Source organism: Labrenzia sp. CP4 (assembly GCF_001579905.1).
Classification (GTDB): domain Bacteria; phylum Pseudomonadota; class Alphaproteobacteria; order Rhizobiales; family Stappiaceae; genus Roseibium; species Roseibium algicola.
Map to the genome: position 1 here is coordinate 1,091,797 of NZ_CP011927.1, position 22,729 is coordinate 1,114,525.

Here is a 22,729-nt window from a genome sequence, read left to right on the forward strand (position 1 = left end):
CTTGAGTGAAATTACCCCAGAACCGAGAACGAGCTTTCCTTGGTCAGCTCGCGCTTGCGGGAGAACGTCGCCGTGTTGAGCGTGTGGGGGACATGCTCCAGCTTGAATTGCAATGGTTTGGCGTCATGGTCATTGCCAGCTTCGCAGTAACCGATCAGATCTGTCATCAAACGTCCGGCAACGGTTGCGTTCTTGAACTGGTTGCCGCTGGTTCCGATGGCCAGGTAGTAGCCATCGACATTGGTGCGGTCGTAAATAGGAAGCCAGTCGTCCGTCGCATCATAGAGCGCTGCCACACCGACAGGGTGTTGGGATACGCCCAGCTCGGGAACCCGTTGAGAGTAGCGGTAGGCATAGGTGAGACCGCGGTCGGTCAGGTCCATAGCGAAATCGTCGGGATCTTCCACGAGATGCGGGTCGCAGGCAGGGTTCTGGCTGCCGATCATCAACTGGCCGCCGCCACCCGGCTTGACGTAGACGGAGATGTCGTTGTCGGAAACGACCAGACCTTCGCGGGAATAATTCAGACTTTGGGGCGGGGCGATCTGAACCACTTCCTGGCGCAGCGGGCGGTGGCCGATCTTCAGTCCGGTCTCACCTTCCAGGAGCGCGTTCACCTTGCCGGAATGCGGGCCGGCGACATTGATGACGATAGCTGCCGGGATATGTTCGCCGTTCTCAGTGAGAACACCGGTGACACGGTTGTTCTCTACCGGAATTTTGACGATCCTGGTCTTGAAGCGGAACTGCGCCCCAAGCTTGGCTGCCGCATCCTTCAGGTTGCGGGCGGCGATTTGCGAATCGTCGACGTAGCCACCTGCCGGGAAGAAGACACCGCCCTGAAGCGCGCCACCGGTCGGCATGCCGAAGTCGTCGTCATCCATGGTTTTCGCCGGGGCGAAACAGTCCAGGTTGTAGCCGGGGAGTTCCTGTGTGATGCGGTCGGCCGACCAGTGTTCATAAGGGATGCCGAGGGCGTCGGCATGTTCCAGAACATGCTTCTGGTAGTTGTCGGATGCGGTCTTCATCACCAGGGTGCCGGTCTCGATGAAATGCGCCAGCTCTCCGGCGTCTTCCGTTTCCAGATAGGCCTGCCAGTTTTTCCAGTCGTGATAGCCTTCAAGGGCCATCGCCGTGCCGTCGCGCGTGGAATAATAGGTGCGGATCACCGCCGCGGAGCTGGAGGTGGAGCCATAGCCGGCTGCCGGCAGGGCGTCGACATTCAGTGTCTTGTATCCCTTGCGTGTCATGGACAGTGCGATGGCGCAACCGATGATGCCGGCACCGATGATAATCACGTCATGACGGTTCGGCGTTTCGTTTGATGTTGGCATGGCTGTCCTTCCTTCCGGCGTTTCGCCCAGAACAGAGGACAGCCCCTTTTTTGTCTAGCGGCAAAACCGCCACTTGATGTTCCGATCCAGTCATATCGTTTGTCGGAAAGGCTGCAGATGCAGCTAAAAATCATCATCTGTTTACAAATAAAACCATCATGCTGAGTTTGCTAAATATCGTGGAATTTGTTCTCAAGTCTCAAATTGTCCTGAAGATGGCCTGCGCGCATAGTCAAACCAGTTCATGTCGGTTTACGCCGATTTTTCAAACATTTGGAGACTTCCTTGCCGCGCGCGAAATTCTGCGAGTGGCCGACATTGGCCCTGATTCTGGCCAGCTCGTCGGCTTGGTTTTTGTTGATAGGGTTCTATTCCGAGCTTGGACCTTTCGTGGTCTGCCCCCTGGCAGCGATCCTGGTGACACTGCAATCCTCGCTGCAACACGAGGTACTCCATGGTCACCCCACGCGCAGTCCCGCACTCAACGAAGCCTTGGTCTACTGCTCGTTCGGCCTGTGCGTGCCGTATCGCCGCTTCAAGTCTCTTCACCTGCGCCATCATAACAACGACCGGCTGACGGATCCCTATGACGACCCGGAAAGCTACTATCTGGCCTGGGCAGACTGGCAGAGCCTTCCTCGTCCGATACAAATGATCCTGACGATCAACAACACCCTATTGGGCCGGCTGCTGATCGGGCCGGTGGTATCGATGGTCGGTTTCGTGGGAGCCGAAATCCGGATGATGATTGCGGGCGACAAGGTCGTCATGCGCGCCTGGGCACATCATGTTGCCGGTGTGGTGCCAATTGTCCTGTTTGTCACTCTGGTTGGAGGCATGCCGTTCTGGCTGTATGTTCTCGGCGTCGCCTATCCGGGCATGAGCCTGTTGATGCTGCGCACCTATGCGGAGCACCGTGCGCATGAACAAGCGGAGGCGCGGTCGATCATCGTCGAGTTCTGCCCGGTGTTCTCGCTTCTGTTTCTGAACAATAATCTCCATGTCGTTCATCACGCCAATCCGCGGGCGCCCTGGTATCATCTTCCGAAGATCTACCGCGCTGCCCGTTCGGAATGGCAGGAACGGAACGGCGGCTATGTCTTTGCGAGCTATTTCCAGTTGGCCAGGCACTATTTTTTCAAGGTGAAGGAGCCCGTTGTGCACCCGATCAAATACAATGAGACCAGCGGATTATCTGCCGCGGAAAAGGCGGTGTCTTGACCGGTGGATCTTTTCTAGCTGTCCGGCTGCCGATGTACGACTGGCCGGAAGTACGCCATGCCACGCGGGATCTTGAAAGCGCGCTCCAGGGCGCGCTTTGCCGCGTTCTGGGACTGAGTGAAGGCGATATCCGGCCAGGGCAGGATGGGCAAGATCTGGTGGAGGCCTGGACGGACCCGGATCTCCTCTTGTCGCAAACCTGCGGATACCCCCTGACCCATGCGCTCGCAGGCAAGGTCCGGCTCGTGGGGACGCCTCATTACGATGCCGAAGGGTGCGATGGCCCAAGATATTGCAGTCAGCTGATCGTCAAGCGTGACAGCTCCCACCAAAACCTGGAGGGCCTGCGCGGTCACCGGGCGGTTTTCAACGGATCGGACAGCCAGTCAGGCATGAATACTTTCCGTCACGCGGTGGCGCAGCTTGATACTGAAGGCGCTTTCTTTTCAGACGTCATTGTGAGCGGGAGCCACCTGGCGTCGTTGAAGGCCGTTGCGGAGGGCAAGGCCGACATCGCTTCCATCGATGCAGTCTGCTGGGCACTGGTCTGCCGGGAAATACCGGAGCTGGCGGCGCAAGTTCGGCCGCTTGCCCGCACAGCATCTGCGCCCGGGTTGCCGCTGATCACTTCCCGCCGTTTCAGCGATGGGGAACACGCTCTTATTCGCGATACCGTTGCCGAGGTGCTTTCAGCGCCTGAAACGCAACAAAGCCGTGAACGCCTTGGCATTCACGGCTTTTCGAAACTGTCTTCCGACGATTACGCGGTTATCTTGAAGATGGAAACCGAGGCGGCAGAGCGCGGGTATCCCGTGCTGGCCTGACGCTGGTTTCAAACCCTCTGGAAAATTGTCAGATTGCCGGCTTCAGGCCGGCAATCGGCAGTTATCCAGATCGTCGGATCAGCGTTTCTTGGACTTCTGAGCTTCGCGCTGGCGCAGGGCCTGGTTCATACGAGCCAGCTCTGCCGTGGTGTGTCCGCTGACGACACCCATGAGGTTGGTGCCGAGGGCTTGTGCAAGATAGGTCATGGCGTTGCCAATCCTGAGCGTATTCGATTGTTACAAGAAAGTGCGGTCCACTGCTTAAACGCGAGGCCGCTTGCCTGCTATATGGGTAGAACTTGCAGTTCAATCAATCGAATAGTATTCATCTATTCGTTCAAAAAAATTGAACTGAAGTTCCGGGAAATCTGGACCATGCAAAAGTTGCCCGGCACAGGCATGCCGCTGATCGATCTGGATCTTTACAGGACCTTTTTGGTAATCGCGGAAACCTCAAGTTTTTCAAAAGCTTCCGAGCTTGTTGGGCGAACGCCGTCAGCAGTTTCAATGCAGATCAAAAAACTTGAATCGATCCTCGGGGTTTCGGTGTTCGCCCGGGAAGGGCGCACCGTACGTATGACTACGGAAGGCGAAGCTTTGCTTGGATATGCGCGGCGTATCCTGATGCTGAACGAGGAAGCTGTTTCGCTGTTCCTGTCTCCTGAAGTGGAAGGCGAAGTCCGCTTCGGAGCGCCGTCCGATTTCGGCACCAGGTTCCTGCCCAACATACTTTCACGCTTTGCACGCTCTCATCCTGGTGTGAACGTGGACGTGCATCTGGATGGCAGTCCGATGCTGGACGAGAAGGTGAAGAAGGGGGAGCTGGACCTTGCGCTCTTTACCGCCCGTCCGGGTACCGCACTGGCGCGGGGAGGCACAATCGTCTTCACCGAACCGCTGGTCTGGGTAGGTCTGGAAGGTGGTATCGCCTATGAGCGCGATCCGTTGCCGCTTGCCGTTTCCACTCCCGGGTGCCCCTGGCGCAGAGCTGCGCGGGTTGCGCTGGACGATGCCCAGAAGCCTTACCGCGTTTCCTACACCAGCTTTCACAGTGCCGGCCAGGAAGCCGCGCTGCTGGCGGACCTTGCCGTGGCTCCCTTTCCGGCGAGTGTTGTCGAGGCGCCCCTGATGGCCCTGGACGAACGGCATGGCCTGCCGGAAATCGGCGACTATCACATTCTCATGGCCGAGCGGGCCCATGCGGGCAAAGCCACTCATGCGTTCGCCAAGCATGTTGCCGAAAGCTTCAAGGACCTCAGCCACGGCGTCTCGGTCTGAAGTCAGTCTGTCGCGTTAACCATAATTTCCGTTTCACGGGACAAACCCGCAGGACCTCTGGCGCAAAAGTTAACGAGCGGTTACGATTCATGGTAAATGAAGCGTTAACAGCGAGACGTGTCATGAATTCCATCTGCAAAACCCTGCTGGCCGCAGCCGGCATGAGCATCGCCCTTGGAGCCGCAGCGCAGGCCGAAAGCGGCACGACGCGCATTGTCCACGACGAACCTTATGGTGCCATCGTGACCAAGGAAGCCGGTGTGCTGGTGTTCCGCGGCCTGCCGCCGACCCGCAAGGTGATCGTCAATCCGGACGGCAAGACGCCGCTGGAACTGAAGCAGACCGAAGTGACCGAGACCAACGTGATGGTCTTTGCCGATCAAAGCGATTACGTGCGCGCCCTTGGGCCGAAGATCATCCGATTGAAGTAAAGGCCGAGAACCGGTCTGCAGGCGTGTTCTGATAAGCCGACTGGCTTCTGCCATCGGTTTGTTTAGGTCGCATGATAATCTGCCAGTCCTCACCAAACTCCTCATCCTGAGGAAGGCTGAAAGCCCGTCTCGAAGGATGGGCTGCTTGTGTTGGCTTTTGCCGCCCATCTTTCGAGACGGCGCTTCGCACCTCCTCAGGATGAGGGGGGAGAAGTTCGGGATGAGGGGAGCGGGAGGCGGAGTTCAGCAAAGGCGAAGAATCGGGGTGTTCCGGATGGAGTGACTGCGCAGGTCTCTGAATCGATCTGTCGCTCTGCGCTCTTTGGAACTCGGCAGGTATCCTCAGTGCTGGGACGCTCTTGTCCGCTCAGCAGTCCTCGTCTTCCCTGCCTTTTCGTGCCGACCCCACCTCCGGTAAATCCCAATCGTTCCCTACACCAACCCCTCATCCTGAGGAGGGCCGGAGGCCCGTCTCGAAGGATGGGCCGCTTGTTCCCGAGTATGCCGCCCATCCTTCGAGACGGCGCTTTGCGCCTCCTCAGGATGAGGTTGAGGGGAGGGGAGCCCGGGAGGATAGGGGGAGGTGGAGTTCAGGAGGGGGAGGCGGTCGTCGGGGTGTTGGTCCGACGACCGGATGCATTCACATGCGCATGCGTTCGGCTTTCGGGTCGAGCAGCGGTTCGCTGATGATGGTGGCCTTGCGGCGCTCGCCGAGGATTTCGATCTCGAAGGCGCCTTCCTGCGTGTTCGTTGCCAGTTCCGAGGGAATATACCCTTGTGCGAGGGATTTTCGCAGGTAGTGGGCGTAGCCGCCGGAAGTCACCCAGCCGATCACCTTGCCATCGTGCCAAACCGGCTCATCGCCCATGACGTCGGCGTCCGACGCATCGACCACGAAGCTGACACGCAGGCGCTTCGGTCCTTCATCGAATTCTTTCTGGGCCGCCTCCTTGCCGATGAAGGTGTCCTTGGACAGCTTCACGAACCGGCCAAGATCGGCTTCGAATGCGCCGTAGATCGGGCGGAATTCGCGGAACCAGGTGCCGAAGTTCTTTTCCAGCCGCAGGCAGAGCAGGGCGCGCATGCCGAAGTTGACGATGTTGAACTCGGCTCCGGCCTTCATCAGCGCATCATAGACCTGACGCTGGTACTCCGGCGCCATCCAGATCTCGTAGCCAAGATCGCCCGTGTAGGTGATGCGGTTGACCTTGCAGGGGGCGTTGGCAACGTCCATTTCGCGGAAGTCCATGAACCGGAAGGCCTCGCCCGAGACATCGTCTCCGGTGATCTTCTCCAGAACCTTGCGCGAATTGGGACCGGCGATGGAGAGGCCAACCCAGCCGAGGTTGATTGCGCGGATCGTCACCGAGCCGTCCTCTGGCAAATGCTTCTCGAACCAGCGCATGTGATAGATCTCGGCCTGGGACGAGCCCCACATGTAGAACTTCTGGTCGCTGGCCCGGGCGATGGTGAAATCACCGATCAGTTTGCCGTTCTCGTTCAGCATCGGCGTCAGGATGATGCGGCCGACCTTCGGCATTGTGTTGGTCATCAAAAGCGACAGGAAGCTTTCCGCGCCTGGCCCGGTGATCTCGTATTTGGCGAAGTTGGCCGTCTCCGTCACGCCCACGCTCTCGCGCACAGCCCGGCACTCGGCGCCGATGTGCTCAAAATCGTTGGAGCGGTGGTAGGAAACGATGTCCCTGGCTTCCACGCCTTCCGGAGCGAACCAGAGCGGTGTTTCCAGGCCCCAGCTGTCGCCCATGACGGCGCCTTGCGCCAGCATGCGGTCGTAAAGCGGGGTTGTCTGCTGCGGGCGGGCGGCCGGAAGTTCCTCGTTGGGGAAACGGATCCGGAACCGGCGGCGGTAATTTTCCTGAACCTTGGCATTGGTATAGGAGAGCGTTGCCCAGGTGCCGTAGCGGGCAACATCCATGCCCCAGATGTCGTAGCCGGGGTCGCCGTCGATCATCCAGTTGGCGAGCGTCAGGCCGACACCGCCGCCCTGGCTGAACCCGGCCATGACGCCGCAGGCCACCCAGTAGTTCCGAAGACCGCGAACCGGGCCGACCAGCGGGTTGCCGTCCGGCGCGAAGGTGAAAGGCCCATTGATGATCTGCTTGATACCGGCATTCTGCAGGGCGGGGAAATGCTCGAAGCCGACTTCCAGCTCCGGCGCGATCCGGTCGAGATCCGGTGCCAGCAGTTCGTGGCCGAAATCCCAGGGGGTCTGGCGCGGGCTCCAGGGGCGGCAGTTCTGCTCGTAAGTGCCGAGCAGCACGCCCTTGCCTTCCTGGCGGGTGTAGATCTCACCACCGAAATCCAGAACGCCGATCAGTTCCTTGCCGGTGGCTTCGTTGTGTGAGGTCACTTCCTCCATCTCGTCGGTCAGGAGGTACATGTGCTCCATGGCGAGCACCGGTAGTTCGATGCCGACCATGCGCCCGCATTCGCGCGCCCACAGGCCACCGGCGTTGACCACGTGTTCGGCGTGGATCGTGCCCTTGTTGGTGATGACATCCCAGGTGCCGTCGGGCGTTTGAACCAGTTCTTCCACCTTGGTGTGGCGCAGGACTGTCGCGCCGTTGACGCGGGCCGCCTTGGCATAGGCATGGGTGGTGCCGGAGGGGTCGAGATGGCCCTCGATCGGGTCCCAGAGCGCGCCGATGAAGTGTTTCTCGTCCAGAAGCGGGAACATCTTCTTGGCTTCGGAGACCGAGATCAGCTCCAGGTCCATGCCGAGATAGCGCCCCTTGGCCTGGGCAAGACGCAGGAAATCCATCCGCTCGGGCGTATCGGCCAGCATGACACCGCCGGTCAGGTGCAGGCTGCAGGACTGGCCGGAGATTTCTTCCAGTTCCTTGTAGAGGTCGACGGTGTAACTTTGCAGCTGGGCTACGTTCGGATCGCCGTTCAGGGTGTGGAAGCCGCCTGCTGCGTGCCAGGAGGAGCCGGACGTCAGTTCGTCGCGCTCGATCAGCGTGACGTCTTTCCAGCCGAGCTTGGTCAGGTGATACAGAACGCTGCAGCCGACAACGCCACCGCCAATGACAACAACCTGAGTGTGGGTATTCATGCAATCTGCTCCGGAAGCGCCTGCTCTTGCGCGGCAGGCCGTGTTCGAACGTTAAATGTGAAATGATCAGAAGTCGGTCGGGGCACCGCCCTCGGCCTTTCGCCTTTCGACAAAGGCGGTGATTTCCTCGTCGATGGCCGGATCAAGCGGGGGCTGCTCATAGGCTTCCAGAGCCTTCTTGTAGAGCATGTTCGCCTTGTCGTAGGCGGTCGGGCTGCCTGCTTCCGACCAGCTTTCGTAATTGCGCCAGTCGGAAACGATGGGCGCGTAGAAAGCGTCCTTGTAACGGTCCTGGGTATGCTGGGTGCCGAAGAAGTGGCCTGCAGGCCCGACCTCGCGGATCGCATCGACGGCAAGGGCTGCTTCTGACACATCAAGCGGCGTCAGATATTCGGCGATCTTCTGGAGCAGGTCGATGTCGGTGATGAATTTCTCGAACCCGGCACTCAGGCCGCCTTCCAGCCATCCGGCGGCATGCTTGATGATATGGGCTCCGCCGTTGATCGCGCCCCATTCCGACAACGTCGTTTCCAGCGCTGCCTGATAGTCGACCGTGTTGGCCGCGCAAACGCCTGACGACCGGTAGGGAAGATGATAGCGCCGGGCGAGCTGGCCGCCGACGATTGCTGCCTTCATGTATTCCGGCGTGCCGAAGGCTGGCGCACCGGATTTCATGTCGACGTTGGACGTGAAGCCGCCATAGACCACCGGCACACCCGGGCGGACAAGCTGGGCGAAGGCGATCCCGGCAAGGGCTTCCGCGTTCTGCAGGGTCAGCGCACCGGCGACGGTGACCGGAGCCATGGCACCGGCAAGAGTGAAAGGCGTGACGATGGAAACCTGTCCGGCCTTGGCCATTTCGATCAGGCCTTGCAGCATTGGCGTGTCGAGCCTCAGCGGCGAGGACGTGTTGATGACCGTTGCCACGCACGGCGTTTCGACGAATTCTTCCGGGGTAAGGCCGTAGCCGATCCGGGTCAGTTCCAGTCCGTCGAGGTTGCGCTCCTTGCCGAGCGAATAGATGTGATAGACCTTGTCGGTGAGCCGCAGCATGTCTGCAACGCAGTCGAGATGGCGCACGGAAGCGTGGATATCGACCGGTTCGACCGGGTAGCCCATGACGCAGTGAATAATGTTGAAGAACTGCGACAGTTTCAGGAAGTTGCGATAGTCCTCCTGGTTGCCCGGGCGGCGGCCGTGGTCGCGGTCGACGGCATTGGGCGCGCTGGCCACACAGGAAAAGGCAAGAGCATTGCCGCCCACCTGCAGATCATGCGCCCGGTTGCGCGCACGGATCGTGAATTCGGCCGGGGCCTTGGCGACAAGCTCTTCCACCATCGCCCGGTCCATGCGTACACGGTCTTCTCCCGGCCTGATGTCGGCCCCGGCATCTTTCAGGATCTGCTTTGCTTCCTCGTGCAGGAAGTCGATGCCGATCTCTTCCAGAACGCGCATGGATGCGTCGTGGATCGCTTCAAGTTCGTCAGCGGAAACGGCTTCCAACGGCTTGAAGATATGCCGCGGCTGCTTGAAGGGTTTTTGCGGAAAGAGATCCGGACCGGTCTTCTCGCCGCCCCTGCGCCGCCGTCCGCGCCGTGCGGGAGCCGTCTCGGCAAGCGAGGCCGTTTCGATGTCATGCGTCATGTCGTCCGCCACTATTCCTGAAAGCCGGACCTGATGCCCTGGAAAGGCTTGGGCGCGGCCCGGTCTGCGCCATCTCATCAGACGTTACTTGAGAGGGCACTTTCAGCGGGCAGTCTCAGAACGACGGCCAGTGCTTCAACTCCGACATCCGGCACCGTGTCCTCGATCCAGCCGTGGTCTCGCCAATCGGAGGGCTTGACGACAAGGGACTTCAAAGCGATCAGAACAGGGAGACTTTTTGTGGGGACCCTTGGTGCGCGTGTTGCTGTCGGATTCGGAACTGCTGGCTTTTCTGAAAACGCTCCTGCCGGTGAAGGACTGGTCAGTTGCACGGCTGCGACCGTTGCCGGTCGCCTATACCGCCCGGTTCTGGCGCCTGGATACGCCTGGCCGAAGCTTTGTCATCAAGGAGTTCTTCCCCGAAAACGAAGACAACCCTCTGTATCCGACCTTGCCGAGGCAGGAGGCGGACGCCCTTGCCGTTCTGGCCCGTCATGGCCTCTCGCCGGAACTTGAAGCTTTCACCTACAGTCCGGCGAAAACACCGCTGTTGATCTATGGCTATCCGACCCCCGTCGACAACGAGATTGATGTCGGAGAAGCCGCCGAGCTGATCGGCCGGTTTGCCGCCTTGAGTGAACCGGTGCCGGGACACCAGACCGTTCCGGCCGGATATCACGAGGTGCTGGCGCGGGGCGATGCCATGCTGGCGCTCATTCCGCATAGCCGCAAGGCGGCGAACCTGAAGCGCTCGCGCCCGGCGGACGGCGCCGTCAAGAGGCGCGAGATCAAGCGTTCACTCGTTCATCGCAGTTTCTGTCTGGGCACGATCCAGGCAACCGGCGATGGTGCCCGGCTGATCGATTGGCAATTCGCCGGGCTTGGTGACCCGGTCGAGGATATCGCCTGTTTCGTCTCGCCCGGTCTTGCAACGCTCTATGGCCTTCATCCGCTTGTCGCCCATGCGGAGGAAATGTTCCTGACGCGCTATCCTGACCAGGAGACGGTCGAACATTTTCTGAAGGAGCGCGGCGCCTATCACTGGTGCCTTGCAGCCTATTGCCTGTTCCGCCACGAAACATTGATGCATTCTAACGCCCCGGCGGCCAGGGCCTATGGCCGCGCGCTGGAAGAGGAAGTCGACTTGCTGCTGCGTTTGCGGGGCCGATGAGGGGCGTTTGCAGCAGTTGTAATCAATCTGTCATGGGAGAAGGCTAACGGGAGGCATGTCCATCCAGCTTGCTTCCGTTTCCAAGTCCTTCGATGCCCACAAGGCGCTGAACAGCGTGTCCCTTTCGATTGAGGACGGCACGTTTTTCGTGGTTCTCGGCCCGTCCGGTTGCGGCAAGTCGACCTTGCTGCGTGCCATTGCCGGGCTGGAGCCGGTCGATGCGGGAGAGATCAAACTCAGTGGGCAGGCCGTTGCCGGCAAGGGCCTGCATCTGCCGCCCGAGCAGCGCCAGGTGGGTGTGGTGTTTCAGTCCTATGCGCTGTGGCCGCACATGAATGTTGCCGCCAATGTCGCCTTTCCACTGGAGACGGCGGGAGAAACGCGGAGTGCGGTGGCGGCCCGTGTGGCGGAGTGCCTGGAAACGGTGGCTCTGACACCGTTCCGGCAGCGCAAGCCGGCCGAACTTTCCGGTGGTCAACGCCAACGGGTGGCTCTGGCGCGGTGCCTGGCGCAGGGCGCGCGCACCGTCCTGATGGACGAGCCTCTCGCCAATCTCGATCCGCATCTGCGCAGCACGATGGAAGAAGAGCTGGCGGCATTCCACAGGGCGAGCGGCGCGACGACGCTTTTCATTACGCACGACCAGCGCGAGGCAATGGCCCTTGCCGACAAGGTGGCGGTGATGTGGGATGGCAGCATCCTTCAGGCGGACGATCCCGACACGCTTTACCGCCGTCCGAATTCGAAGAAGGTCGCCGGTTTCATCGGCCGCAGCACCCTCGTTCCGGTGGATGTGCTGAGAGTTGAAAACGGCAAGGCGCAAGTGCGCTTCGGCAATGTCATCGCGGTCGTCGATTGTCCTGACCAAACAGGTTCTGGCCCAGCAACGTTGTTGCTCAGGCCGGAACATCTGGTGCTCGCAACGGGCACTTCCGGCTTCGAGGCAACGGTCGAACGGACGATCTACCGGGGTGGCTATTGGGAAGTCTTCGTCCGTCTCGAAGGCCTTTCGCAGCCGCTTCTCATGGTGCTTCACCGAAAGGCGGACCCTGGCGAGCTCCTGCAGCTCGATATCATGCGCGGCTGGGTGTTGCCGGAGTAGGCGCGCTACTTAATCTTTTGAGCAAATCTTCTGTGTGTTGTTTCGATTCGTATTCAATGGTTTTTCTTATTTTATATGGCAAAGAAGAAATAGTTTCCTGCCCCGTCATTTCGCTATTTCTCAAGAAATTTATTATCGATATACTTACGCCGCACATTTCCAGATACCGGCTAGATGTCGATTTTTCTATCTCTTTGGGCGTGGATATAATTGAGGCCTCGTTAGCCACATCGACATAAAGCGACGATGTTCTGAGGTGCTCTACCTCTGATACGAATTTCTTTCTTTGGGTTTCAACTGCCTCGTCTTTGTTTTGTGAAAGAATTTCTAATATCGCATTGGCAGTATTTGCCGGAGTGCCACGTTCTATCGTTACGGAGAGAAGTCCAGAAAGAGTTTCCAAGATTTTTTTGTGTTTTTCGTCCACGCGCTCTTTCGCAATCTCAACAACATTTAGCACCTGAATTTGGCCTAGAATATAATAAAAAGAAGTCGAGATTCTATGCTTTGTAAGATGCTGGAAACGCTTTTTGTAGACACTCTCGTCTAGATGATTTTTGCAAAATACGATTATATACTTTGAACACTCTTCAAGGCAGGCGATAGATAGATGTACGCTGAAGGCGAATTTCTTTCTTCTTTGTAGATTCTTCGCTTCCAAGTTAAGGTCTACGATGTTCGAATAAATACTGTTGAGTGTTTGTTCGATGTGCTGCACGTGAACCAATCCCGTTTCATGGCTTAGGAATGATACTAACACATCAATCCTTCCAGGGGATCGTCCCTGCCGGTACCCGCTTCGCGAGCGCATTCATTGTCAGCATGATCAAAATCGTTGCGGCGACGACCACAACCGACATGGCGGCCGCAAGCGTAGTGTAGCCGCCGTCTTCGTAGTTGAAGATTGTCGTGCCGATGGTCTCGTTGCCGGTGGACCAGAGCAGGGCGGAGACCGTGACCTCGTTGTAAGCGGTCAGGAACACTAGAATTGCACCGGAGGCAGCCGCAGGAGCTGCGAGCGGGGTGAAGATCCTTGTCATGCGCCGGTAGAACCCGGCGCCAGCCACCCGAGCCGCATCTTCCAATGAACCATCCATTTGCAGGAAGGCGGCGGCAACCGGTTTCAGGCCCACCGCCAGGAAAACGGAGACATAGGCAATCAGGATTATCCAGAGGGTGCCGTAGAGCGAGATGTTCAATACCGGCAGGGGGCGGATGAATGCCAGGATGAAGGCGATCGACATCACCAGGCCGGGCACGGCAAAGGCGATTTCCGACTGTGTGAGCGCAAGGCTCGCCCAGGTTCTGTGAGCCGGCTTCCGATGGGCGAGGAAATAGGCCAGGAACAGGCTGATGACAGCAATGACAAGTGCGGCAACCCCGGCAACGAGAGTTGAGTTGGCGAAGGCCCTGAGCGTGACGGACTGGCGCCAGAGCACCTCGGTGAAGTTTTCGAGTGTCAGGGTTTCCGCAGACAGCGGCAGGCCGTAAGTGCGGACCAGCGAGGTCGCCAGCAACGAGGTTGCCGGCAACAGCAGCACGAAGGCGACGAACAGCCAGAGAGTGGCTTCCACAAAGGGACGCTTACGGCCAAGGGAGATCGCCAGAGGATCTTGCGGCAGACCGATGAGGCTGGTGCGCAGGCGCCGCTGCAGCACACCTTGCAGCAGGATCGCAGCAAGGGCGACAACGGCCAGGATAACGGAAATTACCGCCACGTTTGGCAGGACATCCGGACCGAAGCTTGCCAGCCTCCGCCAGACCAGAACGGGCAACGTGGTGTAGCGTGCCGGAATGCCGATCAGGGCATTGATGCCGAAATTGCCAAGTGCGGCAACAAAGGCGAGCGCAAAACCGGCCAGCAGGGATGGCGCGAGCAACGGCAAGGTGATCCTGCGCAACATCAAGAGGCTTCCGGAGCCGGAAACGCGGGCTGCGTCTGAGAGTTCGCGTGGAAACGACCTCAACGCGGCACGGACAAGCAGGAACACCAGCGGGCTATGCTGCAGGGTCAGCAGCAGGACGAGGCCTTCACGGGAGTAGAGAGGGTGGGTAGAGCCGAGTTCCGGAGCCAGCCCAAGCCAGCGCAACACCGGACTGCCCGGGCCGAGCGCCTGTATCCAGGCAATTGCCGTTACATGCGGCGGGATCATCATCGGCAGCAGGATCAGGAAGACCAGCAGGCCCTTGGCGCGAATATCGGTGAGGCCGATCAGGAGTGCGAGCAGGGTGCCGAGCGCGGTTGCTGCCAGTGCCGACAAGAAACTGCTCTCTACGGAATGCCAAAGTGCGCTTCGGACCGACCGGCTCTGCACGGCTTCCGTCAACGGGCCGAGGTCGAGACCGCCATCACCCGTCAGTCCGGTCTTGAACAAAAGCAACAGCGGCAGCCCGCAGATCAGCGTTGCACCAAGCACAAGCGCGAGGAGGGTGGTCTTTTCAGAAAGCTTCGATAGCTGCACAGGGATTTGCCGTTGCTTCTCGCAGTCATTCCGGACAAGTGAGGCGTAGCCGAGCGATGATCCGGAATCCAGACATGTTTCGCTCCTTAGGCGCGGCCAAATTCCAAACGGAACAGTATTCGCTTTGCTCGTGCTGATGTCTGGATTCCGGATCAGCATGAGCAAAGCTGCATTTGTCCGGAATGACGGGGGAACGGAAAAAAGCAGCGAGGCTTCCGCCACGCTGCCCGTTGTCGAAAGGAGGCGTTGGCCTTACCCGCCGAAGATTTCGGAGAATTTCATCTTGTCGGCCTGGTCCTGTTCCAGGGCCTTGGCCGGATCGAAATCCATGAGCTTGATCTGGTCGCGCGCGGGGAAGCCCTCCGGAGCCGGGACGCCCGGGTGCGCCGGCAGATAGCCCTGGGATGCGGCAAGCTTCTGACCGTCTTCGGAAATCAGGAAGTCGACAAATGCCTTTGCGGCATCCGGGTTCTGGGCAGTGGAGAGGATCGCAACCGGCTCGGTGACGGCGGAGACGCCTTCTTCCGGGAAGACGAACTCAACCGGTGCGCCTTTTACCTTTTCGCGGATCGGCAGGAAGTCGACGACGAAGCCGTAGAGTTTTTCGCCACCGGCAATCGCCTTGTAGACGCCGCCATTGCCGCCCTGCGGGTTGGCGCCCTGGTCTGCGAGGCCTTCGTAATAGGCCCAGCCAAGCTCCGGGTTGGAAGTCAGCGCAGTCATGTGGATGGTCGCGGCGCCGGAGGTCAGCGGCGACGGCATGGCCAGCTTGTTCTTTGCTTCCGGCTTCAGGAGATCCTTGTAGGAGGTCGGCTTCATCGGCGCGTTGGTGTTGTACATGATGCCGGTGGTGATCAGCTTGGTGGAGAAGTAGCTCTTGTCCTTGTCCATGATCGCCGGATCGTAGGCGGAAACGTCGGCCGCCTCATGCGCCATCAGACGACCTTCCTGCTTCAGGCTCTCCATGGTCACCATGTCGGCGATCAGCAGTACGTCCGGCTTCGGCGCACCGGCTTCGAATTCGGCCAGCAGCTTCGCCATGATCTTGGTGGTGCCGTCACGGACCCACTCGACCTCAACGCCCGGATGCGCCGCGGTGAAGGCATCGACGGTTGCCTGGGCGTCGGCGTTCGGCTGGGAGGTGTAGAGCACGAGCTTGCCGGTAACATCGTCGGCGTAAGCGGAGGCGGATGCCGCGGCCAGGAGGCCGGCTGCAATCAGAAGCTTTTTCATGTGACAGATCCTTTGCACAGAGCAGCAAAAGGGTTGCGGATGAAAATCGCCTATCAGCTCTACATGACAGTTTTATTCAGGCTGCGGGTATTTTTACGGGTAATTTTGCCGGCTAAGTTTAGTCGTGGGAGGCGTTTGCGGCAGTCGGCATCTCCTTTGGAGACGCCGGTGCTCCGTTGTTTTCGTGGTCAGACGTAACTTACGCAGGTGCCTTCCGAAACAAGATCCAGTCCTTGCGTCTTGCCGGCAAGCGCAATCGGCAGGCCGGTGACAGGTTCAAGATAAAGCGCGTAAGTGGAGTGATGGATCGGCAGTACCTTGCCAGGCCGGAGCTTATCCACGAAATCGGCGGCATGATTAGCGCCCATGCTGATCTGCCCGAGAGGTCCTGAAGTGCCGACGCCGCCAAGATGTGGAATGAACACGTCCGGCGATCCGAAACCCTTGAGCGCGTCGAGGACATTTGGCGTCGGGAAGGTATCACCGGTCCAATAGACAGACTTTGCCCAGTCGCCCTGGCGGATCTCCAGCCAGTAGCCGTTGCCTGGGCCAAGCAGCGAGGCAATCTCCGGGTTTTCCGAGTGTTCGGCAGGTAGTGCAGTCAGCGAGAGCGTGACGTCGCCCTTGGTGATCACGTGAGGTTTCATCCAGTCGGCGACCTGAACCTGCGTGAACCCCTTTGCGGTCAATCGCTCCCGGTCATGAGAGGGAACGAGGAATGGCATGTCGGGGGCAATTGCGCTTTCCGCCGTCTGGTCGAAATGATCTTCATGCAGGTGGGACAGCAGGACTTGATCCACTCTGGAAAGATCGACACCGTGAAACGGGGTCAGCCGTTTGTGTGTAACCACATCGGGTCCCGTGGCGAGATCGAACATCTCGTTGGGAGCACCCATGCGGAACGCTTCCTCACCTTCGCCGAAAGCCGGGTCGGTCAGGAGGGTGAGGTCCTCGCATTCGATAAGCATGGTTGCACCGCCGAGCCAGGTGATGTCGAGCCGGGGAGATCCTGTTGCGGTTCTTGCGGGAGCGGACGAAACACTGGTCAAGATTGCCGGAACAGCCAGCGACATGGTGCCGGCTGACTTCAGAAAACTGCGCCGTTTCATGGGAATACCTCTTGGGACCTTTGATGGTCCGTTGTAGGTAGACCGTAGATATTGTTCGGTGTAGCTGTATAAAAATGAACAGTCTGGCTGAAAATATCGCGCAATGACAACGTTGGCACATCTGGAAACCTTTGTTGAAGTGGCCGGTCTTGGCAGTTTCGCTGCTGCCGCCCGGCAGCTCGACTTGCCGAGGTCGACAGTGACGGCTCGTATCAAGGCACTGGAGGAAGAGCTTGGCGTCGCCCTGTTCCAGCGCACGACCAGGCAGGTGCGCCTGACGATGGAAGGCGAGGCCTACCGGGAAAAGGTGCAGCCGGCCTTGCGGGATCTGGAGGAGGCCGGAGAACAGCTGAAATCGGCGCAGGCACCGCAGGGGATGGTGCGTGTGTCCGTCCCGGTCGACCTGCCGCTGGATGTTCTGGCAGAGGCGATGGCCAGCTTCAATTTGCGATATCCGGAAGTCCGGATCGAAGTGCATGTCAGCGATCGCCCCGTTGATCTGACCGGCGAGCGGTTCGACTTCGCCCTCCGCGGCAACCGGGTTGCATCGGAAAGTGTCATCGTCCGGAAGATCGCCTCCAGTTTCCTTGTTCTTGTTGCCCGGCCGGAGCTCTTGGAAGAGGCGTCGTTCGGCGAGCTGTTGACGTCAGGACGGGTGATCGATCCCGCCGAAGTGCTGATGGAGGCTGGGCAAGGAGGAGGCGCCCCTGTTTACAGGACGCGGAACCTGCAGCTTGCGCTGGCCCTGGTGCTGAATGGCGGTGTGGCGGGTATCTTGCCGAAATCGATGTGTGCCGATTTCCTGGCGGATGGACGGTTGGCCGAGGCTGCGTGTCCGGTCGATTTGCCGGAGTTGCCGCTCTTTGCGGTCCTGCCGTCACGACGGTTCATCCCCAAGCGCGTTCGCCTGCTGGTGGATCATCTGGCAAGTGCTTTCGGCTGATCGGATTTTACACGGTCTTGCACCAACCAGACATTGCCGTTGGGCAGCTTGTCGGCTATCACCGCCCCACCAGACATTAATCGATTTATGAAAGGCATGTTCATGAGCTCAAACGGCGCGGCCGCGGAAATCGGCCTGATCGGTCTCGGTACCATGGGTGGCAACCTTGCGCTCAATATTGCCGAACATGGCTTTCAGATCGCGGTGTTCAACCGGACCACGGAGAAGACCGACCAATTCATGGCGAAGGCCGGGGAACTCGCGCCGAAACTGGTTCCGACCAAGACGCTGGAAGACTTCGTTGCATCCATCAAGACCCCGCGCGCGGTCATCCTGATGGTTCCGGCCGGTGAAGCGGTCGATGCACAGATCGAGGCTCTGCGGCCGCTGCTCGATGCAGGTGATCTCATCATCGATGCGGGCAATGCCAATTACCACGACACGAACCGCCGCGCGGCGGAAGCTGCCGAAAAAGGCCCTCGCTTCATGGGGATCGGTGTTTCCGGTGGCGAGGAAGGCGCACGCTTCGGTCCGTCCATCATGGGCGGCGGTGCGAAGGACGCCTGGGATCAGGTCGGCCATATTCTGGAAGCGATTTCCGCCAAACACGAAGAAACGCCCTGCGCGGCCTTTCTGGGTGAAGCGGGCGCGGGTCATCTGGTCAAGACCGTCCACAACGGCATCGAATATGCCGACATGCAGATGATTGCCGAGGTCTACGGCGTCATGCGCGACGGTTTCGGCATGTCGGCTTCAGAGATCGGGGATGTCTTCGAGAAGTGGAATGGCGGCATCCTGCAGTCCTACCTGATCGAGATTTCCGGCAAGGTTGCCAAGACGGCGGATCCGGACACCGGCAGACCGATGCTCGACATCATTCTGGACAAGGCCGGCCAGAAAGGCACCGGTCGCTGGACGGCCATCGAGGCACTGATGCTGGGCACCCCGGCAAGCGCCATCGAGGCGGCCGTTGCCGTGCGCAACATGTCCGCGCGGTATGAGGAGCGCAAGGAAGGCGAAGCCGAATTTGGCGCGGCTCCCAGCGGCATGGACCGCGAGGCCGTGACGATCGATGCGCTGGAAGCAGCTCTCGTTGCCGGCAAGATCATCTGTTATGCGCAAGGCTTCGGTCTGATCCTGGAAGCGGCCAAACAATATGGCTGGGCAATGCCCCTGCCGGAAATCGCCAAGATCTGGCGTAACGGCTGCATCATTCGCTCGTCCATGCTGAACGACATGTCGTCCGCACTATCCGACGATGCTGAACGCAACCTGATGCTGGCGCCGTTCTTCTCGGCAAAGCTGAAGGAAACCGAAGCGATGCTTCGCCAGGTCGTTGCCCAGTCCGCGCTGCATGGTCTGCCGGTACCGGCCCTTTCGGCGGCGCTGTCCTATTTCGACATCATGCGCACAGGCCGTTCCACCGCAAACCTGCTTCAGGGCCAGCGCGATTTCTTCGGCGCGCATGGCTTTGAACGCACCGACAAGGACGGCGGCGGCTACCACGGCCCCTGGGCGATGGGCTGAGGCCAAAAAATCAGACGCTCAGGCTTGCGCCTGGGCGTCACTGCGGCTCGGCGTGTGCCCTGCGAAGCACTTGTCCGCAATGACGGCGCACGGATATGCGCCGCCTCGCAGTGCCATCCTGCTGGTTACTGCGCCAGTCCAAGTGCCGCCATGTTGGCAATTGACGCCGGCAGGCCGGAATGGTCGCGCAGTTCGATGATCAGGCGCGGATCACTCTCGAGTTTGGAAAGCGCGCCGAACACGGAGTGCCAGTTGATGGTGCCCTGCCCAAGCGTCCAGTGGCGGTCGGCGTATCCATCCGCGTCCTGCAGGTGGATATGGCGCAGACGATTGCCGGCGGCCTTGACGTAGTAATCGACGGGCGGAGCGTCAGTTGTGCCATGAGCATAGTGAGCGTGTCCGGTATCGATAGAGATTTTCACCGCCTGTGAACCGAAGCTCTCGGCAAGCTCTATCCGGGCATAAGGGTCCTTGTCCTCGATGTTCTCGATGACGAGTTCGCAGCCGATATCTTCTGCCCGCTTGACTGCGTCGCTCATGGTCAGGTGACAGAGCTCTATCTTGCGCTGCCGGGCATTTTCATAATTGTCGAGGTTGTTGAAGTCCCAGGTCGTATAGGGGCTGTGCACGACCATGTGGGTGCCGCCCAGTGCCTCGCAGACTTCCAGCCCTTGCAACAGGCGCTTGCGTACGATCTCGCGGACATCCACGTCCATGCTGTCGACGGTGAAGCCAAAGAAGGGGCCGTGAATGCCGACACGGCCTTGATGGCCGTCCAGCAGTTTTTGGGCCTTCTCGACAATCGGTTTCCAGTCACCGTTCAGCACTTCGGCCGGCCAGAAGTCCTGAAGTTCCAGATCCCGCGGTTTGTCCAGCATCAGATTGCGATGGGTTTCCAGCGCGTCAACTGTCAGCGCGGCACCAAGAATTGGAAGATCGGTCATGAAACACCTTTGAAGGAGACGAAACGGTTGTCGCCTGATTAGAGGCTGATCCTTGACACTATTGCGACGGAGAGCGGATCAAATTTCAGTATCCACGTTCCCGGTCGACGGCTGGGGGAATCGTACCGTCTTCGTAATACCGGCCGATGTTGTCTGCCACGATCCTGGACGCTGTGCTGATGATGGTCGGGGCGGATATGTGCGGCAGCACCGTGACCTTGTCATGATCCCACAGCGGACTTGACGGTGGCAGGGGCTCTTCATCGAAGACGTCGAGAACGGCATGGCCGAGCGGGCCGTTGTCGAGTTTGTTGATGAGAGCGGCAGTGTCGATAATAGGGCCTCGGGCGAAGTTGATGATCGCAGCGCCCTTCTTGCAGGCGCTCAGCTCGTCCTGGCCGAGCAATCCGCGTGTTTCATCCGTCAGCGGCATCAGCAGGACGATGAAATCCGACTGGCCGAGCACCTCCAGAAGTCCGGCGCGGCCATGCCGGCAGACTATGCCTTCAATTGATTTTTCGGTACGGCTCCAGCCGAGCACGTTGAAGCCGTTGGCTTTCATCCGCAAGGCGGCCGCTGCGCCGAGCTTGCCAAGACCCAGAACACCAACCGTGCGTTCCTGTGGGCGTTCGAGTGCATGATCCTGCCAGACCTTCTGCCGCTGCTGGGCAATGTACCGGGGCATGCCCCTGTGCAGGTAAAGCGTCCAGGCAAGAACCGCTTCAGACATGGTTTCCGCCATTTGCGGATCCGTCAGGCGGACGATCTTCGGACCGTTTGCGGGAAGCTCACCCATCAGGCGCTCCACCCCGGCCCACAGGCTTTGTACCCAGACCAGATTGGGAAGTGCCGCCACATTGGCGGGGTCGGGATTGGCGACGATGGCAACGCGCGCTTCGGATCGTTGGTCCTCCGTCAGGTCTTCGAACAGCTTGACGTCGGCGATGCCGTCGAGAGCCTTCGGCAGTGCCTCGCGCCAGCTCTGGCGCTCATCAGGGCTTGCGGAGGAAACAAAGGGAACGACGGGCCTCATGCGGCGAAAACCCCGGCTTCATCGGCAAAGCCCTTGATTTCGATTGGGTTGCCGGAAGGGTCCTTGAAAAACATGGTGCTCTGCTCGCCGGGTTGGCCCTCGAACCGGACGGTCGGGGCGATGACGAAGGCGAGGTTAGCGTCTGTCAGTTTTTGCGCAAGCGTCTTCCAGGTCTCCATGTCCAGCACCACGCCCAGGTGCGGCATCGGCACCATGTGATCGCCGACCTTGCCGGTGTTGGTCGTCTCGAAAGGCTTGCCGAGATGGAGGGACACCTGATGGCCGAAGAAGTTGAAGTCGACCCAGGTCTGCGTGCTGCGGCCTTCCTTGCAGCCAAGCAGGCCGCCGTAGAACGCGCGGGCTTCGTCCAGATCGGTTACGTGATAGGCAAGGTGAAAACAGGGTTGCATCGCTCGGCTCCTTTGAAAACGGATGTTGAGTAGCAGATCCGATTCAAAACATTTAAGATGTTTTTCTGCTTCTGAGCGAAGGAAAATGTTTTGGATACCCGATTTCTTGAAAGCCTGCTGGCCGTTGCCGAAACCGGATCCATTGCTGCGGCTGCGCGGCTGCAGGGGCTCACGGCCGCCGCCGTCAGCCAGCGTATTCGTGTGCTGGAAGCCGAATTGGGGGCAACGCTTCTCAACCGAACGGCACACGCAGCCCTGCCGACCGATACCTGTTTCCGGTTGTTGCCCGCAGCACGTCGCCTTGTGCGGGACGCGGAGCAGCTGACAAACCGCATAGATTCTGATGGGTTAAGCGGTCCATTTCGGCTTGGGGCGGTATCGACGGCCCTTTCGGACAACGTGCCCGCGGTCATCCAGCAGTTCCGGCAAAAGGCGCCTCAGGCGGTGCTGACCGTTCGGCCCGGCACGTCGGCCGATCTTTACGAAGGATTGCGCAGCGGGGCGCTGGACGCGGCCATTACGGTTGCCGCCCCATTTGAATTGCCCAAGGACATCATCTGCAGAACACTGGAGGCGCAGGCTATCGTTCATGCCTTGCCGCCCGAACGCGATCTATCCAAAACCGAGGCCGGAAAACTGCCCTGGATTGTCTATGACAGGCAATCGTGGGGCGGCCGCAAACTCTGGGCGGATTTTGGCGTGTTGGTTGGCGAAGAACACATCCTTTGTGAGCTCGATGCTCCGGAAACGATCGCGCAGATGGTGTCTCAGGGAGCAGGACAGGCGATTTTGCCCGTCTGGCAAGGGTTGCGGATGCATGGTCCGGAGATGACCTTGAAAGATCTTCAGGGCGGGGCCGGACGCGAAATGGTTTTCTTGCGAAAGCACACTTGTGCCGCGCCGGTACTTGCCGACCTCGTGCACAAGGTGTTGCGCGATCAGGTCATCAGTACACATGGTTAAATTCAGCACTTACTGGTTGATCTT

At 59.5% G+C, this 22,729-nt stretch carries 20 protein-coding genes; 9 read left to right on the top strand and 11 right to left on the bottom strand.

Going from position 1 to position 22,729, the window contains the following annotated elements; all coding sequences use genetic code 11:
* Window positions 1-11: 11 nt before the first annotated feature.
* Window positions 12-1,334 (bottom strand): FAD-dependent oxidoreductase, encoded by a 1,323-nt coding sequence (locus ACP90_RS05140; RefSeq protein ID WP_062487105.1) that lies wholly within the window; start codon window positions 1,332-1,334, stop codon window positions 12-14.
* A gap of 285 nt (window positions 1,335-1,619) precedes the next feature.
* Between ACP90_RS05140 and ACP90_RS05145 the strand changes: the two genes are divergently transcribed.
* Window positions 1,620-2,555, top strand: coding sequence for a fatty acid desaturase (locus ACP90_RS05145; RefSeq protein WP_062487107.1), 936 nt, complete (start codon window positions 1,620-1,622; stop codon window positions 2,553-2,555).
* Entirely contained in the window at window positions 2,552-3,379 is an 828-nt protein-coding gene (locus ACP90_RS05150; RefSeq protein WP_208993457.1) for a PhnD/SsuA/transferrin family substrate-binding protein, read from the top strand. The genes ACP90_RS05145 and ACP90_RS05150 overlap by 4 nt, the downstream gene beginning before the upstream one ends.
* 78 nt (window positions 3,380-3,457) lie before the next feature.
* Here the strand turns inward: ACP90_RS05150 and ACP90_RS28680 are convergent, their stop codons facing one another.
* A complete protein-coding gene (locus ACP90_RS28680) occupies window positions 3,458-3,586 on the bottom strand; it encodes a hypothetical protein (protein ID WP_267480514.1) in 129 nt (42 codons plus the stop codon).
* 168 nt (window positions 3,587-3,754) lie between these two features.
* Here ACP90_RS28680 and ACP90_RS05155 point away from each other — a divergent pair, with 168 nt between their 5' ends.
* Together ACP90_RS05155 and ACP90_RS05160 are read left to right on the top strand one after the other, a co-directional pair.
* Complete coding sequence (locus ACP90_RS05155; protein WP_062487111.1) at window positions 3,755-4,657, top strand: LysR substrate-binding domain-containing protein; 903 nt, start codon at window positions 3,755-3,757, stop codon at window positions 4,655-4,657.
* A 122-nt stretch (window positions 4,658-4,779) separates the two neighbouring features.
* Window positions 4,780-5,088, top strand: a complete 309-nt coding sequence (locus tag ACP90_RS05160; protein ID WP_062487112.1) for a hypothetical protein — start codon at window positions 4,780-4,782, stop codon at window positions 5,086-5,088.
* Window positions 5,089-5,728: 640 nt separating this feature from the next.
* Here ACP90_RS05160 and ACP90_RS05170 read toward each other — a convergent pair.
* Both ACP90_RS05170 and ACP90_RS05175 read right to left on the bottom strand, forming a co-directional pair.
* Window positions 5,729-8,164 (bottom strand): FAD-dependent oxidoreductase, encoded by a 2,436-nt coding sequence (locus tag ACP90_RS05170; protein ID WP_062487115.1) that lies wholly within the window; start codon window positions 8,162-8,164, stop codon window positions 5,729-5,731.
* A 66-nt stretch (window positions 8,165-8,230) separates the two neighbouring features.
* Complete coding sequence (locus tag ACP90_RS05175; RefSeq protein ID WP_062491375.1) at window positions 8,231-9,808, bottom strand: trimethylamine methyltransferase family protein; 1,578 nt, start codon at window positions 9,806-9,808, stop codon at window positions 8,231-8,233.
* Window positions 9,809-10,061: 253 nt separating this feature from the next.
* On the opposite strand from ACP90_RS05175, the gene ACP90_RS05180 reads away from it, so the two are divergent.
* Window positions 10,062-10,979, top strand: coding sequence for a phosphotransferase (locus tag ACP90_RS05180; protein WP_062491377.1), 918 nt, complete (start codon window positions 10,062-10,064; stop codon window positions 10,977-10,979).
* 55 nt (window positions 10,980-11,034) lie between these two features.
* Window positions 11,035-12,081, top strand: coding sequence for an ABC transporter ATP-binding protein (locus tag ACP90_RS05185; protein ID WP_062487116.1), 1,047 nt, complete (start codon window positions 11,035-11,037; stop codon window positions 12,079-12,081).
* Here ACP90_RS05185 and ACP90_RS27885 read toward each other — a convergent pair.
* From ACP90_RS27885 to ACP90_RS05205, 4 genes are all read right to left on the bottom strand, one after another.
* Window positions 12,053-12,799 (bottom strand): AbiV family abortive infection protein, encoded by a 747-nt coding sequence (locus ACP90_RS27885; protein ID WP_158514159.1) that lies wholly within the window; start codon window positions 12,797-12,799, stop codon window positions 12,053-12,055. The two genes, ACP90_RS05185 and ACP90_RS27885, sit on opposite strands and share 29 nt — an antisense overlap.
* A 43-nt stretch (window positions 12,800-12,842) precedes the next feature.
* Window positions 12,843-14,543, bottom strand: a complete 1,701-nt coding sequence (locus ACP90_RS05195; protein WP_062491378.1) for an iron ABC transporter permease — start codon at window positions 14,541-14,543, stop codon at window positions 12,843-12,845.
* Between the two features lie 252 nt (window positions 14,544-14,795).
* A complete protein-coding gene (locus ACP90_RS05200) occupies window positions 14,796-15,776 on the bottom strand; it encodes an ABC transporter substrate-binding protein (protein WP_062487120.1) in 981 nt (326 codons plus the stop codon).
* 188 nt (window positions 15,777-15,964) lie between these two features.
* Window positions 15,965-16,885 (bottom strand): MBL fold metallo-hydrolase, encoded by a 921-nt coding sequence (locus ACP90_RS05205; protein WP_062487122.1) that lies wholly within the window; start codon window positions 16,883-16,885, stop codon window positions 15,965-15,967.
* A 103-nt stretch (window positions 16,886-16,988) separates the two neighbouring features.
* On the opposite strand from ACP90_RS05205, the gene ACP90_RS05210 reads away from it, so the two are divergent.
* Window positions 16,989-17,828: a LysR family transcriptional regulator gene (locus ACP90_RS05210; protein WP_062487123.1), complete on the top strand. Its 840-nt coding sequence runs from the start codon at window positions 16,989-16,991 to the stop codon at window positions 17,826-17,828.
* Window positions 17,829-17,930: 102 nt separating this feature from the next.
* Entirely contained in the window at window positions 17,931-19,355 is a 1,425-nt protein-coding gene (gndA, locus tag ACP90_RS05215) for an NADP-dependent phosphogluconate dehydrogenase (protein WP_208993459.1), read from the top strand.
* Between the two features lie 125 nt (window positions 19,356-19,480).
* Here the strand turns inward: gndA and ACP90_RS05220 are convergent, their stop codons facing one another.
* From ACP90_RS05220 to ACP90_RS05230, 3 genes are all read right to left on the bottom strand, one after another.
* Window positions 19,481-20,299, bottom strand: a complete 819-nt coding sequence (locus ACP90_RS05220; protein WP_062487127.1) for a sugar phosphate isomerase/epimerase family protein — start codon at window positions 20,297-20,299, stop codon at window positions 19,481-19,483.
* Between the two features lie 85 nt (window positions 20,300-20,384).
* Window positions 20,385-21,332 (bottom strand): glyoxylate/hydroxypyruvate reductase A, encoded by a 948-nt coding sequence (locus ACP90_RS05225; protein ID WP_062487130.1) that lies wholly within the window; start codon window positions 21,330-21,332, stop codon window positions 20,385-20,387.
* Window positions 21,329-21,742 carry a VOC family protein gene (locus ACP90_RS05230; RefSeq protein WP_023003365.1) on the bottom strand — a complete coding sequence of 138 codons (414 nt, stop codon included), beginning with the start codon at window positions 21,740-21,742 and terminating at the stop codon, window positions 21,329-21,331. The genes ACP90_RS05225 and ACP90_RS05230 overlap by 4 nt, the downstream gene beginning before the upstream one ends.
* A 90-nt stretch (window positions 21,743-21,832) precedes the next feature.
* On the opposite strand from ACP90_RS05230, the gene ACP90_RS05235 reads away from it, so the two are divergent.
* Entirely contained in the window at window positions 21,833-22,705 is an 873-nt protein-coding gene (locus tag ACP90_RS05235) for a LysR family transcriptional regulator (RefSeq protein WP_062487131.1), read from the top strand.
* The last annotated feature ends 24 nt before the right edge of the window (window positions 22,706-22,729 follow it).

Coding starts and splice junctions, on each gene's coding strand:
- ACP90_RS05200 (WP_062487120.1), bottom strand. CDS start 15,776: ATGAAAAAGCTTCTGATTGCAGCCGGCCTCCTGGCCGCGGCATCCGCC.
- ACP90_RS05185 (WP_062487116.1), top strand. CDS start 11,035: ATGTCCATCCAGCTTGCTTCCGTTTCCAAGTCCTTCGATGCCCACAAG.
- ACP90_RS05225 (WP_062487130.1), bottom strand. CDS start 21,332: ATGAGGCCCGTCGTTCCCTTTGTTTCCTCCGCAAGCCCTGATGAGCGC.
- ACP90_RS05140 (WP_062487105.1), bottom strand. CDS start 1,334: ATGCCAACATCAAACGAAACGCCGAACCGTCATGACGTGATTATCATC.
- ACP90_RS05160 (WP_062487112.1), top strand. CDS start 4,780: ATGAATTCCATCTGCAAAACCCTGCTGGCCGCAGCCGGCATGAGCATC.
- ACP90_RS05155 (WP_062487111.1), top strand. CDS start 3,755: ATGCAAAAGTTGCCCGGCACAGGCATGCCGCTGATCGATCTGGATCTT.
- ACP90_RS05230 (WP_023003365.1), bottom strand. CDS start 21,742: ATGCAACCCTGTTTTCACCTTGCCTATCACGTAACCGATCTGGACGAA.
- ACP90_RS05175 (WP_062491375.1), bottom strand. CDS start 9,808: ATGACGCATGACATCGAAACGGCCTCGCTTGCCGAGACGGCTCCCGCA.
- ACP90_RS05205 (WP_062487122.1), bottom strand. CDS start 16,885: ATGAAACGGCGCAGTTTTCTGAAGTCAGCCGGCACCATGTCGCTGGCT.
- ACP90_RS05220 (WP_062487127.1), bottom strand. CDS start 20,299: ATGACCGATCTTCCAATTCTTGGTGCCGCGCTGACAGTTGACGCGCTG.
- ACP90_RS28680 (WP_267480514.1), bottom strand. CDS start 3,586: ATGACCTATCTTGCACAAGCCCTCGGCACCAACCTCATGGGTGTCGTC.
- ACP90_RS05170 (WP_062487115.1), bottom strand. CDS start 8,164: ATGAATACCCACACTCAGGTTGTTGTCATTGGCGGTGGCGTTGTCGGC.
- ACP90_RS05210 (WP_062487123.1), top strand. CDS start 16,989: ATGACAACGTTGGCACATCTGGAAACCTTTGTTGAAGTGGCCGGTCTT.
- gndA (WP_208993459.1), top strand. CDS start 17,931: ATGAGCTCAAACGGCGCGGCCGCGGAAATCGGCCTGATCGGTCTCGGT.